We start from the raw sequence: 15,879 nt of genomic DNA, 5'->3' as shown, positions 1-15,879 counted from the left end.
TGATACCATGAAGTTTTCGCCGATGGGGGCGTTCCGCAATTATACGCGGGAGATGAACGTATTTATCTGGGCAAGCATCATTAACTCGACAGGCGGAGCTCTTATGTGGCCGCTCACGACCTTGTTTGTTTACACGCAATTGAATCGCTCTTTGGCTGATGCCGGATTTGTCATTCTGATACAGATGCTCGGCGGCGTGTTTGGGCAGTTCCTGGGCGGAGGGCTGTATTATCGGATAGGGGTGCGGCGCCTGCTTGTATGGGCACTGGCGATTACTTCCGTGCTGCAATGCTCGCTCGTGTTCACGGCATATACCAGCTGGTGGGGCTATGTCATTACGATGGGGGCGATTGGACTAGCCAATTCCGTATCGATGCCGGCGATTCAATCTTTTATTGGCTTTCGGTGGTCTGATCGGCGGGATGAGTTATTCAATGTGATCTATGTCGCGAACAACATCGGGGTCGCGCTGGGAACAGCAATAAGCGGTGTGCTCGCAGACATTTCGTTTAATTTAACTTTCCTGCTGACCGGAGTCACCTCAGCCGGGTTTGCCTTCTTCTTCTATCGCTTCCTGCAAGGCATGCAGGAAGAGGGATCCGTGCAAGAGAATAATGAGACAAATAACGGACAAGCCCTTGAGAGTCAAGGTACTGGAGCGGCAGTAAATTATGGCGATAGACAACAGCCTTCTGCCGGAGTGCTGCCGGAACAGACACTATGGAATAAGCTTGCCGCTTATCGCATATATTTGTTCATGTCCTTAGGGGCGATGTTTATATGGCTGGCGAATTCCTTGTGGGGAAGCGGGATCGCCCCGCATATTGATGATCAGGGCATGGGCTTCTCGATGTACAGTCTGCTGTGGACATTGAACGGCGTACTTATCTTTGCAGCTCAGCCGATTACAACATGGATGAAGCGAACCGTGGCGAAGCGGGTAACCGATCAGCTGACATGGAGCGGCATCTTTTATGGAGCGGCATATCTCGTCATTTGGATCGTGCCGAACTATGCAGGTTTCGTGCTTGGAATGGCATTGGCAACATTAGGAGAAATGCTTGTATCCCCGGCTGTCCCAGCATTCCTATCCGCTCGGGCTGGTCGTGAGGCCCCATTCTATATGGGGGTTGCAGGAGGAATCAGCTCTATTGGAAGGATGATAGGGCCATATTTGTTGGGCGTTACTTACGATCATAGCGGGCTTGCTGGCGTAGCAGTCATCTCAATCGCGATTGCGGTATTATCGATTATTAGTTTTATCATTCATGCATGGCTTCAACGTCAAGCCAAAGTCCCGGTTCGTCCGCGCTCTTTTCCTTCATCTTCGTAATTTTTGAAGAATACGTATAAAATTCGACAAAAGTAGAACTGAATAGGTACGCTCCTCTCCCCATGATACGACAGTGTACCTGCATCTTATGGGTTATAATAAAGATTGAAATATGGCAATTTGGAACTAAATAAAGAGCTATAGCAGTGGTCATTACAAGATAAGTGAGGTACGGGTTATGGGAGGAATAGGGGAGAATCATAATCTGAAAAGTCAAAATGAAACAAGTCTAGACAATAAACAGACTAAACTAGATATTTTTGACATTTTGACTCAATTGCAAATTGATCTTGAACGATGGCCTGATGTATACCGTCGACCGGAGGCTATACCTGCAATTGAATAGTATGTAGATGAGCATCCTCCATTTGATCAATGGAGGATGTATTGTTTTCTGATGGTTATTTCTTAATTCTGGAAGTTGGCTGCATGGAACGCTCGGCACGCACAAATGCGATGAAGCGCCGCGATTCGTCCTCAGACAGCTCACGTCCATCTACCGTAAGACGGAACCTCTTCATCAAGTCTTCGTCAGACAACTCCAAAGCGTCTGCAAACTCACGAACCTCATGTGTCAAGGTTGTTGTTGGATTGGAGATGCGTCCCACCAAATAATCTATAGATACTCCAAATAAATCCGCTAATTTGGTCAACGTTTCAAAATCAGGCTTGCGGCGATTTTTTTCATAGTGAGAAAGCGCGGCTCGGGTAATACCCAGCAGCTCAGCGAGTCCCTCTTGTGTCCATCCCTTCTGATCTCGAAGATATGATATGCGATTTCCGGTACTCATGCCAACAATTCCTCCCTTGCTAAGACGATACACCCTTTTTGAAACAATATGTCGCAAAAAAATTATAAATTATACAGAAATGAATTGACACGATACAAAATGTATCTTAATCTAAAAGTAGTTCAAGGTTACAAAATGTATCAAAACTATGACTTTAGAACCTCTTTTTCTATTATAGTGTCCCCCCCATATGATGGTCAATTGAAGATAAATCGATTACGTTTCCTCAAGTAGAGAAGCATTATAATCCATCAAAAAGGAGTGAACGACCATCGAACTTCTAACCTTGCTTGAAGTTATCAACCGTAGAAAATGGTTTCTAATCATCACTACCCTTATTGTAACATTGCTTGCGGCATTGTTCATGCAAGTAACTCAAAAACCGACCTATCGCTCTACAGTAAAGATGATTATGAGCAATAGCGGTTCAGATGCAGAAATGACGATGGAAAGAATGAATTTGAATATATCCTTGATGAACACCTTTAAGGAATTAATTAAGACACCTACTATTCTTGGGGCGGTTATACGTGATAATCCAAGCTGGGGCCTGTCAATCAGTGAACTCGCGGATCGCATATCGGTAAGCACGGTGGAGCAAACCCCAGTAATGTCTATAACCGTTCGAGACATCTCAGAATCGAGAGTGATTGACATTATGAATGATGTAACAAGCACGCTAAAAAGACAAGTAGCATTCATCTACAAAATGGACAACATTCTCATTCTCGATGACCCGAATCATCAACAACGCATGATTCCAGAAGTCGAATCCCATGTATTGCGCAACACAGTGATCGTTGGGGCTGCTTGCTTTATTTTACTCATGCTGTTTGTCAGCATGAAAGATATGACGGGAGATGTTGTGCGAAATGAAGCACGACTGAGGGAACTGGAACTTTCACCTCTCGTGTCCATCGAACCTTGCAAAAGAGGAGATATGTTGACGAAAAAGACAGCGAATACCAAATTGGCGGGTGATAAAAAGAATGTTCCGATATCGACGTAAAATTCAGCTATTAGTGCATATGAAGAAGACGTCTAACATTTCCCAAACGTACCGCGCATTGCGAACGAAGTTGAATTATATGCTAGCCAAGCGAAATGATCGAACGCTTTTGGTGACCTCATCCGTACATGGGGAAGGCAAGACGACGGTAGCTAGCAATTTGGGAATTGCCTTCGCGCTGGAAGGAAAGAAAGTCGTAATCATCGATGCGAATCTGCGCCTGCCAACACTTCACCATGTATTCTCCCTCTCGAAGCGCAGCGGATTAGGCGATTATTTGGAATCTGCGCAATGGTCGGAAGAAATGATACAAGAAAGCTCCATACCTAATTTATTCATACTCCCTGGGAATCCGACGAACAGTGATCCTTCCGAGCTGTTGGGCAGCTCTCAAATGGAATACCTCTTAAGTCATCTTGCAGAACAATTCGATCTGATTCTTATCGATTCGCCCCCCATAACGAAAGTCACGGATGGACTAATATTGTCAGGTTTGTGCGATGCGGTACTGATCGTTGTCAAATCTGGAAAAGTAAAAGCTGCTACGCTCATGAAAGTGAAAGAGGCCATAGAGTGCGTGAGCGGTACGATTATCGGCACTGTACTCAATCAAGTCGAACGGCGCAATTCGTTGAATTCACAGGTAATTGCGATGAAATAGCTGCTCGGGATAGAGACAACTGAACTAATGGAGTGATGGAGTTGAAATTGTGGTGGCTCAAGAAAGGAAGTTTTGCAGTTCTGGATGCAGGATGTATTGCTGTAAGTGTCGGGCTGTCCTATTTGCTTACGATCCCTGCTAACGAAGGACAGATTGGAAATTCGTTCGTGCTCGGGTTCAGCGTGCTTACCATCGTCTGCTGTCTGATCGGCTTCCAGGTGTTCAATTTATATGAACAAGTATGGCGTTATGCAGATAGTAGACATGTGTTGTTAATTGCGTCTGCCGTTACGGCTGGCTGTGGTATGTCTTCGATGATATCTATTCTCCTATGGGGAAATGAGGTGCCATGGGGGTTTATGATCATGACCTATGAGACGGTTCTTCTGTCCGTCGGAGGAATCCGAATTCTGCAAAGGTACAGGCAGAGACGTACGGTGAGCCATCAGCGGGTGAAGCGTCACATTCTCATTATCGGAGCGGGTGATTGCGGGTCGCTAGTGGCCAAAAAGATATTGGACAATGAGCATTCAGACTCCCTGCCTGCAGCGTTCATCGACGATGATTCAAATAAGTGGAACAAAAAAATCGTGGGCATTCCGGTCGTTGGTGGCCGTGATTCAATTATGCAAGCTGTACAGCAATATCAGATTCAGGACATTATTATCGCCCTGCCTTCTTTGCCGCGCAAGCAAATTGCCGAATTTATCGATTGCTGCAAGACAACGGGCTGCAATATTTATACGATGCCTAGTCTGGATGACCTGATGCAGGGCAAGCTCACGGTGAACGATATTCGTCATGTAGACGTCGAGGATTTGCTTGGGAGAGAGCCTGTTCGTCTACATTTGCAAGACAACTGCAATTATATTCGGGGTAGAACGGTTCTTGTTACAGGGGCTGGGGGTTCTATTGGCTCCGAGTTATGTCGTCAGATCGCTGCCCTTTGTCCGCAATTGTTGCTCCTGCTTGGTCATGGAGAGAACAGTATTTATGCCATTGAGTCGGAGCTTCGCCGGCTTCATCCTGGGCTGGAAATTATGCCAATCATTGCGGATATTCAAAATAAGCCAAGACTTGAACAACTGTTCCACGAATATGCTCCGAATGTCGTGTTTCATGCGGCAGCGCATAAGCATGTCCCGCTCATGGAGCTGAACCCTTCCGAGGCTATTCGAAATAATGTGCACGGAACGAGGAATGTAGCGGAATGCGCCCATCGATTTGGCAGTGAGCGTTTCGTCCTTATTTCTTCAGATAAGGCTGTGCATCCTTCGAGTGTCATGGGGGCAACGAAGCGAATGGCTGAGATGGTCATTCAGCATCTGAACGAGCGCAGCAGTACGAACTTTACTTCGGTTCGGTTCGGCAATGTGCTTGGCAGCCGCGGCAGCGTCATTCCGCGCTTCAAGGAGCAGATCCAGCAGGGCGGGCCCATCACGATCACACACCCCGATATGACGCGCTTTTTCATGACGATTCCAGAAGCTGTTGCCTTAGTAATTCAAGCTGGAGCCTATGCCGTTGGCGGAGAGGTATTCATCTTGGATATGGGCAAGCCTGTTAAAATTTTGGATTTAGCAACAGATTTAATCCGTTTGTCCGGCTTTGAGCCTTACAAAGATATTGAAATTGAAGTAACGGGAATACGACCTGGGGAAAAGCTGCATGAGGAATTGTCAACGGAGGAGGAGGGATTGCGGAGAACGGAACATCAGCGCATTTTTGTCGGCAATCCGCTTCTGATGGAGGAGCGCGCATTCGAGCACTGGAATAAGCAGCTCAATGAGCTTCTTCTTGATAATCCCCTACATTTGAAGCGTTTTTTAATGGAAACTATTTCGAGTTCGGATGAAGGAGTGAAGATGGCACGATGATACGATTCGGGATTGTAGGATGCGGCCATATTGCAGCAAAGCATGTGGAAGCTATTCAGAACGTACAAGGAGCAGTACTGCAAGCGTTGTGCGACTCGGACGCGGAGCGGATGAAACCATGGGCAGAGGACGGGATTGCGGCGTATTTGCAGTATAGAGACATGCTGCAGGATCCATGTGTAGATGTGGTCATTATTTGCACGCCGAGCGGGCTGCATGCGGATATGGCCGTTCAAGCGGCTCAGGCTGGCAAGCATGTTGTCGTGGAGAAGCCGCTCGCCTTGACGCTTCTTGATGCAGAGCGGGTGATAGCAGCATGCAGCAAGCATAAGGTGAAGCTGGCAGTCGTACATCCGAACCGCTATCGTCCGGCAATTGTGCAATTGAAGAAAATGCTGGATGAGGGGAGATTCGGCAAGCTGAGCCATGCGAGCGTCAAGCTTCGCTGGAATCGGAACCAGGACTATTACAATCAATCTCCTTGGCGGGGAACGAGAGCAATGGATGGCGGTGTCCTGATGAATCAAGGCATCCATTCGATGGATTTGCTAGCTTGGCTGATGGGGCCGGCAGTTAAAGTGCGAGCCATGTCGGCAACGCGGCTGAGAAATATCGAAATGGAGGACGTGGCATTGGCTGTTATGCAATTTGCCGATGGCGCACTTGGCTCGGTAGAAGTTGCTTCGACCGTCTATCCGAACAACTTAGAGGAAGAGATTGCATTGTTCGGCGAGCATGGTTCAGCGGTGATTGGCGGTCCAACCGCGCACTGGATTAAATATTGGAACTTTGCATCCCTTGATAAGCAAGAAGCGTTGGCATTTGTTGAGCATACGCATTTAAATCCTTTTGGCGAGCCCGGACATACCCATATGATTCGGGATATGGTCGAAGCGATTCGCGATGATCGTGATCCGCATGTATCAGGCGAAGATGGCAAGAGAGCGCTGCAGATGGTGTTGGACATCTACGATGCAAGCGTGAATCAACGGAGCAGCGAAGAGCAGCTCATTTCCCTGTAATCGGAATGAATGGACTAATAGGTGAAGGTGGAGATTCGGTTGTCTAATATTCTCGTGCAAACAAAACGCAGCATCCCTCTTATTGATTTGCAAGCTTCCTATGCGTCGATTTCAGAAGAGCTGCTGCGGGCTGCAGAAGAAGTGCTGTCTAGCGGCCATTATATTAACGGCCCGCAAGTTCAAGCGTTCGAAGAAGAGTTGGCGCAATATTTGAATGTTCCGTATGCCGTTGGAGTAGCGAATGGAACAGATGCGCTCATGCTGACCTTAGATGCGCTTGGCATCGGCCCTGGAGATGAGGTAATTACCTCTCCCTTTACCTTCTTTGCCAGTGCGGAAGTGATCTCGCGTGTCGGGGCAACTCCTGTGTTTGTTGATGTGAATCCAGAAACGTATTTAATTGATACAAATTGTATCAAGAATGCGATAACGCCGCGCACGAAAGCAATTATTCCGGTACATATTTTCGGACAGATGGCAGATATGGATGCCGTGAATGACATTGCCATGAGGCATGGGCTTCATGTTGTGGAAGATGCTTGTCAGGCGCTGGGCGCAGATTATAACGGGAAGCAGGCAGGAAGCCTTGGCACTGCGGGATGCTTTTCGTTCTTCCCTACCAAGAATTTAGGGGGATTCGGAGATGGCGGCATCGTCGTTACGCACGACGCAGAACTTGCCCGTACCATACGCATGCTGCGTGTTCATGGATCGAATCCGAAATATTATCATGCGAGAGTAGGCTATAACAGCCGGCTGGATGAGCTTCAGGCGAGCTTGCTTCGTGTCAAACTGCGCAGATTGAATGAATGGACAGACGTACGCCGGCAGAAGGTGAAGCAGTACGAAGAAGGGCTGTCACAATTGCCTATTACGCTTCCAACAGAGCTGGTTTATGGAAAGCATGCTTATCATTTGTACATTATTGAGACTGATCAGCGTGAACAGTTAATGGCGCATCTCAAGGAGCAGGGAATTGATTCCGGTGTATATTATCCGGTTCCGCTGCATCTTCAAGAGGTATATCGCCCGCTTGAATATAGCGAAGGCGACCTGCCGCATGCAGAGCAGGCCTCCGCCCGCTGTATGGCGCTGCCGTTGTTCCCTGAACTGACTCAGCAGGATCAGCAATACATTATAGATACCGTGACACAGTTTTTTAAAGGACGTGATAAATAGATGAGTGTAGTTGCCAGCTCTTTTGCGATTAGTGCAGCCGATGTTCTAATGGAAAAGCTGCTTGATAAGTCAGCTGTGATCGGCGTAGTAGGCTTGGGATACGTGGGACTGCCGTTGGCGGTGGAGAAGGCCAAATCCGGCTTCCAAGTCATCGGTTTCGACGTACAGGACACGAAGGTGAGCCTGATTAATCAAGGAATTAACTATATCGGCGATGTCGTCGACGAAGAATTGAGCATGATGGTGGAGACGAATAAATTAATGGCAACTACAGATTTTGCGTTCATAAATGAAGTGGATGTCGTAACGATCTGCGTGCCGACTCCGTTAGACAGCTATCATCAACCGGATACGAGCTATGTCAAGCAATCAACAGAGGAAATTGCCAAGCACTTGCGTCCCGGAATGCTAGTGATCTTGGAAAGTACGACGTATCCCGGGACGACGGATGAGTTGGTGAAGCCTATTCTAGAAACTTCGGGCCTTACCTGTGGCGTTGACTTTTTTCTGGCGTATTCTCCTGAGCGGGTAGATCCAGGCAACAAAAGCTATAACACAAAAAACACGCCAAAAGTAGTTGGCGGTATAACAGCGTCATGCACCCGAGTGGCTGCTCAGCTCTATCGGTCCGTTTTGGAGGGAGATGTGGTTGAAGTAAGTTCTCCCGCAGTTGCGGAGATGGAGAAGGTGTTCGAGAACACGTTCCGCAACATCAATATCGCCCTTGTAAATGAGCTGACCCTTCTGTGCAATCGAATGGGGATTAACATTTGGGAAGTCATTGATGCTGCGAAGACGAAGCCATATGGATTTATGGCGTTCTATCCAGGGCCTGGCCTCGGCGGGCACTGCATTCCGATCGATCCGTTCTATTTAAGCTGGAAGGCTCGTGAATACAATTGCCATATGCGGCTCATTGAAACGGCCGGTGAAATCAACCGAACAATGCCGGAATATGTAGTGACTCGGATTGGTTCGATCCTGAATGAAGAAGGGAAAACAATAAAAAATTCGCGCATCGTCCTGCTCGGCATGGCTTACAAAAAGGATGTAGACGACTGGCGGGAATCCCCCGTGCTCACCATTATGGATGCCTTGAAGTCGAAGGGGGCAGATGTCGTATTTAGCGATCCGCATGTCGTTCACTGCATCCATCGTGGACAGTGTATGGAAGCGTCAGAATTAACGGGAGAGCTACTGGGAGGAGCGGATATTACGGTCATTACAACCGATCATTCCGCTTTCGATTATCAGTTCATCTGTGAACAATCCCAAGTTGTATACGATACGCGCAATGCGGTTAAGGGCGAGTATGGTTCAGCCAAATATTATCGACTTTAATCACCATCGGCGTGCCAGCACAATTCGGATTGATCACCTTTTGAAGAGTCTCCTTCACACCCTTTTTTCCTTTGAAATGTTATTTGTGATCTTTCTGTTCGCAGGTGTATTCAAATCCGATCCAAGATTCAGTTGGATACCGATGGACATCACGATGCTGACGTTGGGACTCGGTGTACTGGTATCGATTTTTGTACTGATGAAGAGGAAATTCATCGTTCTATGGGACAGCTACATGGTAACAGCCATTTATCTTCTGCTCGCAGCCTATGCGATGCTGTCGCTAATCTGGTCCCCAAGCCAGATCTATGCCACTGATAAAGTGTCCAAGATGCTTACACTCGTGTTATGGTCAATCATCGGCAGCTCATGGATCATTGCTTCGGAACCGAAGCGGGTACAGCGATTCATAATGGCGCTCGGCATATTCTCCTTATGGATTGCAGGGGAAGGGATCCTCACCTACGCAGCATCCGGGGGGAAGGGATTTGTCAACGTTATGGGTGGCACGTATTTAGGAGCAGGCCAAATTTCGAGCTTAGGTGCAATTGTATTCATGTGGCAGCTTCTGTTCGGACAGAGAGAAGCCCTGTATAAATTGTTCTCATTGTTCTCATTCGGTATTTGTATGTTTCACTTATTTGTTGGCGGGGGTAGAGGTCCTCTGCTAGCAACATTTCTGTCCTTGCTCTTGCCGATGCTGTATTCGATTCGATTGGAGCACAATCGGATGTACGTAAGGCGTTACAGCTTATTGTTGCTTGCCATGATTGCGGGGGCGATCTCTACAGCGGTAATATGGTCTGCATCTCCGAATCCACCACAGACATTGCTGCGGCTATCTCTGCTGATGCCGGGAAGTGATGGAATTGGGGGGTCAGCCTCCGCAAGGGTGTCGTATGCAGGCGAAGCGGGAGATTACTGGCTGAGATCCCCATTGCGGGGCAATGGGATTGGATCATGGCCTGTGCTGTCTCAGATGGACGATTTCCGCGATTATCCGCATAATCTGTTCATCGAAGTGATGGTAGAACTCGGTGGCATTGGCTTGCTGCTCTTAGCTTTATTGATTGGCATTACGATTCGATATGCGATATTGATCTTGAAATCTGCTCAATCCGAGCGCTGGATCGTGCTGGTCATGATATTTATAGCCATGCTGTTCAATGTAACGGTCAGTGGCGATATTCCTGACAATCGAGCGTTCTTTGCCGTAATCGGCCTGCTTCCAGTCATTACTAAAGCAGGATTATTAGCAGCGCGAGAGGAGGAGCATTCTATTGCACACCGTTAAATATGGCAGCAGCGGATTGATGGAGGATCATCATGAGCGTAATCATTTGTTCACGGTTTGCATGCTTAGCACGGCCCACGATGCCAACGATTCCCGCATAACGTATAAAGAAGCCGTCTCACTGGCCAAGGCTGGATATAACACACTGTTCATTGTACCGCACCATGGAGAGGAAGTTATTGAAGGGGTGCGCATTGTCCCTCTGCCGATTCCACGTTCTCGGTCTGAGAGAATGTGGACGACAACATGGCGACTCTATCAGGCGGCGAGGCAAATAGATGCAGACGTATACCATTTTCATGATCCAGAATTGATTCCGATAGGGTTGTGGCTAAAGAAAAAGGGATACAGAGTCATATACGATGTGCATGAAGATGTCCCGCGCCAGATATTGAGCAAAGGGTGGATTCCGAAGTGGCTAAGAGGCGGCGTATCTCGATTGGTGGAGCGGATAGAGCTCTGGGCTAGTCTTCGCTTCGATGCGATTGTAACGGCAACGACTCATATTGAAGAACGGTTCGCTAGACACCCGAAGTGTTGCACCAAGACAGTGTGCAATTATCCAATTCTGGACGAATTCGTACACACTGCCGAGTCACCACAATCCGTACAATCTGTACAATCCGGGGAATTCGTTGGCATTTCCCAACATGCAGGTAAGGAGGACGCCGTCTGTTATGTTGGCTCCATCGGCAATATTCGCGGACTTCAGCAGATAGTTGGCGCCATGGAGTTCGGAATACCGGATAAAAAGCTTTTGCTGGCGGGTTCCTTCGCTTCTGCCGAGGAGAAGCATGTTGCTATGGGACGTTCCGGCTGGGCCAAAGTTGATTACCTCGGGCAGTTGAACCGTAAGCAGGTATATGAAACGATGGCTCGTTCGAGAGCAGGGCTCGTTATTTTGCACCCGACGATCAATTACTTAGACGCGCTCCCGATCAAGCTGTTCGAATATATGGCGGCAGGCATTCCCGTCATCGCCTCTGACTTCCCGAAGTGGAGGCAGATTATTGAGCAAGCAGGCTGCGGATTTTGTGTCGACCCCTTCGATCTTGAAGGCATATCGCAACGAATCGATTGGCTCATTACGCATCATGAAGAAGCGGAAGAAATGGGGCGCTGCGGGCAAGAAGCAGTTCAGTCTCTCTATCATTGGAATGTAGAAAAAGAAAAGCTGCTGCATGTTTATGCCGACGTCACGGGTCGCATCAGGAAGGAAGAAGTACAGCAAACTGCCTTTGGCACGATGAATAGGGAACGTGAAAGGAAGGTTGTAAAGTAGCATGGTACTACCAACACAAGTTAGCGCTCGTAACATTTTGGTGCTGGCTCCTCATACGGATGATGCGGAACTAGGCTGCGGCGCGTTTATTGCGAAGCAGATCGAGTCTGGAGCTAATGTTGTTGTCGTGGCGTTTTCGGTAGCTGAGCAATCATTGCCAGGCGATTTCGCCAAAGACACGCTGGCGCATGAATTTCATGCATCCATGGACGTATTGGAAATTCCACATGACAATCGCATCATCTATCGATTCCCTGTCCGCCAATTTCCCACCCATCGCCAAGAATTGCTGGAAGTTCTCGTTGGAATGAAGCGAGACATGAAACCGGATTTGGTTCTAGTGCCATCCTCGTCCGATATACATCAAGATCATCAGGTCATCTGTAGTGAGAGCCAGCGCGCATTCAAGGAACAATCCCTTTACGGTTACGAGCTCCCTTGGAATCAACTGAGCACCAATTCACGAATATTTGCCCCGCTTGACCGGAAATATATGGAGCGGAAATGGGAGGCTTTGCAGCAATATCGTTCTCAGCTGCATCTGAACCGGAGTTATTTTACGAGAGAAATGGTATTTGGATTGGCCAAAATTCGAGGCGTTCAAATCGGTGAAGAGTATGCCGAAGCCTTTGAACCCCTCAGGGTGAGAATATGATTGTCAGCATTCATCAGCCGAATGTCCTGCCGTGGCTTGGTTTTTTTCATAAGATGGCCTGCTCGGATTTGTTCATCTTGCTCGATACCGTTCAATTTACGAAAAATGGCTATCAAAATCGCACAATGATCGACACGCAAGGCGGTCCGAAATGGCTGACTATTCCCGTAGCGAAGGAAGGCTTGTTCGGAACGAGGACGATCGATGTGCGAATTGCGAACAACCGCGACTGGCAGGCGGAGCACATGCGCCAGCTCGAGGCCAGCTATGGCAAAAGCCCTGGGTATCTTCAGCGGAAAAATGAACTACACGATCTCTACGGTGGGAAATATGAGCGCCTTGTCGATTTTGCTATACCGAGCATCGAGCTGCTCATGAAATGGCTGGACATTCGCACTCCGCTCATCCGTTCCAGTTCCATGTTGGCAGATGGGAGTAAATCGGAGCTGCTTGCTCAGCTCGTGCATGAGGCAGGCGGCGATGTTTATTTATCAGGCCCCAGCGGCAGGGAGTATTTAGATGAATCCATATTTCACAAATATGGAATCCGGGTGGAATATCACGAATTCACACCGTTTTCTTATCCGCAAAGACATGCCAAGGAAGGGTTTACGGGCGGGTTAAGCTCGCTGGATTATGCGATGCAAGTGGAAACTTTGCATTGGAAGGAGGCGGCAGTATGAGTGTAGCTGGAATGAACATATGGATCGTGAATCATTACGGAGTCGCCCCTGGCACAGGCGGAGGGACTCGTCATTTTGATTTGGCGAAGCAGCTTGTGAGGCAAGGAGCGAGTGTCACGATATTTGCTTCCGCCTACGGGCATCAGAATTGGATTAATCATTTGGAAGGCTCGCGCAATGCGGTTCGGGAAGTGACATATGATGGAGTGCGGTTCGTTTGGCTCCGCACAACAGCTTATAAGCGCAATGATTGGCGGCGCGTTAAGAATATGCTGGATTATACATGGCGCTGTTATTGGGAGGGGCGGCGGCGCAAAGAGAGCCCCGATCTCATCATCGGCTCTCTTATGCATCCTGCGGCTGCATGGATCGGTTCCCGCCTCGCTGCTCATCATAATGCGGTATTCTACTTCGAGGAACGAGACTTATGGCCGCAGACACTCATAGACTTCGGCAAGATGTCGCCGAACCATCCGATCGTCAAGGCGCTCTATTGGCTGGAATCTCATTTATACCGAAAGGCATCCCGCATCATCGTGCTGTTCGATAAAGCTGCTGATTATGTGGAGAAGCAGAGCGGGCTGGGATCGAAGGTACTGGTTCTGCCTAATGGTGTCGATATGGAGCGCTTCGCTCTTCCGCTGGCCGAACTCCCTTCTGAGGTGGAGCGCCAATTTGAACAATGGCAAGGGAAGTTCATTGCGATTTATACCGGATCGCACGGTATTTCTGACGGCATACATCACCTTTTGGAAGCAGCAGCACTTAGTAAGGGAACCGATAGTAATATTCAATTCGTCTTTGTTGGGGACGGACCGGAGAAGGAAGCTCTAGTGAAGCAGGCGGAACAAGCGGGATTGACTAATGTAGCCTTCCTCCCACTCGTGAAGAAGGAAGCTGTGCCCACACTTTTGGCACGGGCTCATGTAGGGTTAATTGCGCTGCGTGATGCTTCTGTATACAAATGGGGCATGAGCTTCAACAAAATGTACGACTATATGGCCTCTTCATTGCCGACTCTTCTCGTTGGCAAGATTGACGATTCGGTCATTGCAAAGGAACGAATCGGTCTTGTCCTGCAAGATCCAGAGGAATTAAGTGAAGCTCTGTCCAAACTGGCGAGGCAGTTGAAGGATCGGGAGGAAATGGGCCGCAGAGCAAGAGCGTATGTGGAACAAGAGCATGATTGGGAACGCATGTCCTATAAGCTCTCCGCGGCAATAGCGGAGGACGTTGGGCGTAACGAGAAGCGAGTTAGCAAGCGCAATACGGCTGCGTCCTACGATGTGTAGAGGGGATGATTCGAAGATGGGGATAAAGGATGACAAGCGAGCAGCAGCAGAATTGCAAGTGTTGGGACAGGATATTCGAATGGGAGAACAGGTGAAGCTGGGATATTTCTGTGTAATTGGTGATGGAGTGACAATCGAAGATGGAGTCTGCATCGGCGATGGGAGTATCATTGGAGCAGGTGCGGTCATTGGCAAGGGAGCGGTTATCGGCCGTCATGTCATCATCGAAGAGAAGACGGTTTTGTGCGATGGGGTAACGATTATGGATCAAGCCGTCATCGGCAAGCAGCCATTTCGTGCGAAACGATCTGTACTTCAAGATAGAGGAAGTCAGGATCCGTGCATCATCGAGAAAGGCTGTACGATTGGAACAGCTAGCATCGTATATGCCGGTGCTGTTCTGGAGCAGGATGTATTCATCGCCGACCTGGCTACTGTGCGTGAACGTGTACGTGTAGGTGCTGCTACGATTATCGGACGCGGAGCTTCGATAGAGAACGATTGTACGGTAGGCGCACGCTGCAAGCTGGAAACGAATTGCTACATTACGGCTTATTCCACTATTGGTGATGATGTATTTGTTGCGCCGGGTGTTATCACGAGCAATGACAATTTCATTGGCCGAACGAAGGAACGATTTAAGTGGATGAAGGGAATAACCGTGAAGAAGGGCGGACGTCTTGGGGCTGGAGTCGTAACGCTGCCGGGGGTTGTCATTGAAGAAGAAGCCGTTGTCGCGGCTGGAAGTGTTGTTACTAAAGATGTGGAAGGACAGCAATTGGTCATGGGGATTCCTGCACGTGTTCTCCGTCAAGTGGCCGAGGAACAATTGCTGCAGCATCAGTAATGAAGCGTATATTCGATATTGCAGTTTCGTCCATTTTACTGCTCGTAATCAGCCCGATTCTCCTTATTACCTATATTTGCGTTCGCGTTGCATTAGGTTCGCCGGCCATTTTCAAGCAGGAGCGGCCGGGCAAGGATAAACGCGTATTCCAGGTTTATAAATTTCGCACGATGTCAGATGCCAGAGACAGTGCAGGGCAACTGCTTCCAGATGCCCACCGCATCACCCCTTTCGGTACTTTCTTGCGCTCAACGAGCTTGGATGAGCTGCCCCAATTGTGGAACGTATTGCGCGGTGACATGAGTCTGGTAGGACCACGGCCTTTGCTCGTGAAGCACTTGCCGTACTTCACGAAGCGGGAACAGAAAAGATTCCATGTTCGTCCGGGCATTACTGGATTAGCCCAGGTGAAGGGAAGGAATCATCTATCCTGGAATGAACGTTTGGAGCTTGACGTCCAGTATGTGGAGAACTGCTCCTTCTGGCTGGATATCAAAATTTTGTTCTTAACAATCATTACGGTGGTCAAGCGGGAGGGAGTTGCACTTCCCGGAAGTCGTGGGGCTTCTGACCTCGATAAGGAACGATATCATAGCCGCGAGGGGTGACGGGG

15 protein-coding genes are annotated in these 15,879 nt (G+C 48.5%); 14 read left to right on the top strand and 1 reads right to left on the bottom strand.

Features of this window, described 5'->3' with window-relative positions; translation table 11 throughout:
- The first annotated feature begins 22 nt into the window (after window positions 1-22).
- Entirely contained in the window at window positions 23-1,333 is a 1,311-nt protein-coding gene (locus BLS15_RS02660; protein ID WP_021254371.1) for an MFS transporter, read from the top strand.
- A 401-nt stretch (window positions 1,334-1,734) separates the two neighbouring features.
- Here the strand turns inward: BLS15_RS02660 and BLS15_RS02655 are convergent, their stop codons facing one another.
- Window positions 1,735-2,124 (bottom strand): helix-turn-helix domain-containing protein, encoded by a 390-nt coding sequence (locus BLS15_RS02655; protein WP_021254370.1) that lies wholly within the window; start codon window positions 2,122-2,124, stop codon window positions 1,735-1,737.
- A gap of 271 nt (window positions 2,125-2,395) precedes the next feature.
- Here BLS15_RS02655 and BLS15_RS02650 point away from each other — a divergent pair, with 271 nt between their 5' ends.
- The 13 genes from BLS15_RS02650 to BLS15_RS02590 are packed head-to-tail and all read left to right on the top strand — an operon-like array spanning window position 2,396 to window position 15,874.
- A complete protein-coding gene (locus tag BLS15_RS02650) occupies window positions 2,396-3,133 on the top strand; it encodes a YveK family protein (RefSeq protein WP_090509690.1) in 738 nt (245 codons plus the stop codon).
- Window positions 3,114-3,794, top strand: a complete 681-nt coding sequence (locus tag BLS15_RS02645; protein WP_021254368.1) for a CpsD/CapB family tyrosine-protein kinase — start codon at window positions 3,114-3,116, stop codon at window positions 3,792-3,794. Before BLS15_RS02650 ends, BLS15_RS02645 begins: the two co-directional genes overlap by 20 nt.
- Before the next feature lie 41 nt (window positions 3,795-3,835).
- A complete protein-coding gene (locus tag BLS15_RS02640; protein WP_231515051.1) occupies window positions 3,836-5,671 on the top strand; it encodes a polysaccharide biosynthesis protein in 1,836 nt (611 codons plus the stop codon).
- Window positions 5,668-6,693 (top strand): Gfo/Idh/MocA family protein, encoded by a 1,026-nt coding sequence (locus tag BLS15_RS02635; RefSeq protein WP_021254366.1) that lies wholly within the window; start codon window positions 5,668-5,670, stop codon window positions 6,691-6,693. The genes BLS15_RS02640 and BLS15_RS02635 overlap by 4 nt, the downstream gene beginning before the upstream one ends.
- 39 nt (window positions 6,694-6,732) lie before the next feature.
- Window positions 6,733-7,872: a DegT/DnrJ/EryC1/StrS family aminotransferase gene (locus tag BLS15_RS02630; RefSeq protein ID WP_231515052.1), complete on the top strand. Its 1,140-nt coding sequence runs from the start codon at window positions 6,733-6,735 to the stop codon at window positions 7,870-7,872.
- 27 nt (window positions 7,873-7,899) lie between these two features.
- Window positions 7,900-9,213 carry a nucleotide sugar dehydrogenase gene (locus tag BLS15_RS02625; protein ID WP_028531639.1) on the top strand — a complete coding sequence of 438 codons (1,314 nt, stop codon included), beginning with the start codon at window positions 7,900-7,902 and terminating at the stop codon, window positions 9,211-9,213.
- A complete protein-coding gene (locus BLS15_RS02620) occupies window positions 9,185-10,507 on the top strand; it encodes an O-antigen ligase family protein (RefSeq protein ID WP_021254363.1) in 1,323 nt (440 codons plus the stop codon). Before BLS15_RS02625 ends, BLS15_RS02620 begins: the two co-directional genes overlap by 29 nt.
- Window positions 10,494-11,789 (top strand): glycosyltransferase family 4 protein, encoded by a 1,296-nt coding sequence (locus BLS15_RS02615; protein ID WP_021254362.1) that lies wholly within the window; start codon window positions 10,494-10,496, stop codon window positions 11,787-11,789. The genes BLS15_RS02620 and BLS15_RS02615 overlap by 14 nt, the downstream gene beginning before the upstream one ends.
- A 1-nt stretch (window position 11,790) precedes the next feature.
- Entirely contained in the window at window positions 11,791-12,444 is a 654-nt protein-coding gene (locus tag BLS15_RS02610; protein WP_021254361.1) for a PIG-L deacetylase family protein, read from the top strand.
- Complete coding sequence (locus BLS15_RS02605; protein ID WP_021254360.1) at window positions 12,441-13,127, top strand: WbqC family protein; 687 nt, start codon at window positions 12,441-12,443, stop codon at window positions 13,125-13,127. The genes BLS15_RS02610 and BLS15_RS02605 overlap by 4 nt, the downstream gene beginning before the upstream one ends.
- On the top strand, window positions 13,124-14,419 hold the full coding sequence (locus BLS15_RS02600; protein ID WP_021254359.1) for a glycosyltransferase family 4 protein: 1,296 nt from the start codon (window positions 13,124-13,126) through the stop codon (window positions 14,417-14,419). Before BLS15_RS02605 ends, BLS15_RS02600 begins: the two co-directional genes overlap by 4 nt.
- A gap of 16 nt (window positions 14,420-14,435) precedes the next feature.
- The gene (locus tag BLS15_RS02595) at window positions 14,436-15,266 is read left to right on the top strand and encodes an acyltransferase (protein WP_175460697.1); all 831 of its coding nucleotides are present in this window, start codon (window positions 14,436-14,438) and stop codon (window positions 15,264-15,266) included.
- Entirely contained in the window at window positions 15,266-15,874 is a 609-nt protein-coding gene (locus BLS15_RS02590; RefSeq protein WP_021254357.1) for a sugar transferase, read from the top strand. The genes BLS15_RS02595 and BLS15_RS02590 overlap by 1 nt, the downstream gene beginning before the upstream one ends.
- Window positions 15,875-15,879 lie beyond the last annotated feature (5 nt).

The organism is Paenibacillus sp. cl6col (assembly GCF_900102125.1).
In the GTDB taxonomy this organism is placed as follows: Bacteria; Bacillota; Bacilli; order Paenibacillales; family Paenibacillaceae; genus Paenibacillus_B; species Paenibacillus_B suaedae.
The sequence above is the reverse complement of the archived record's forward strand: the minus strand, read 5'-3'. Positions and strand labels throughout refer to the sequence as shown.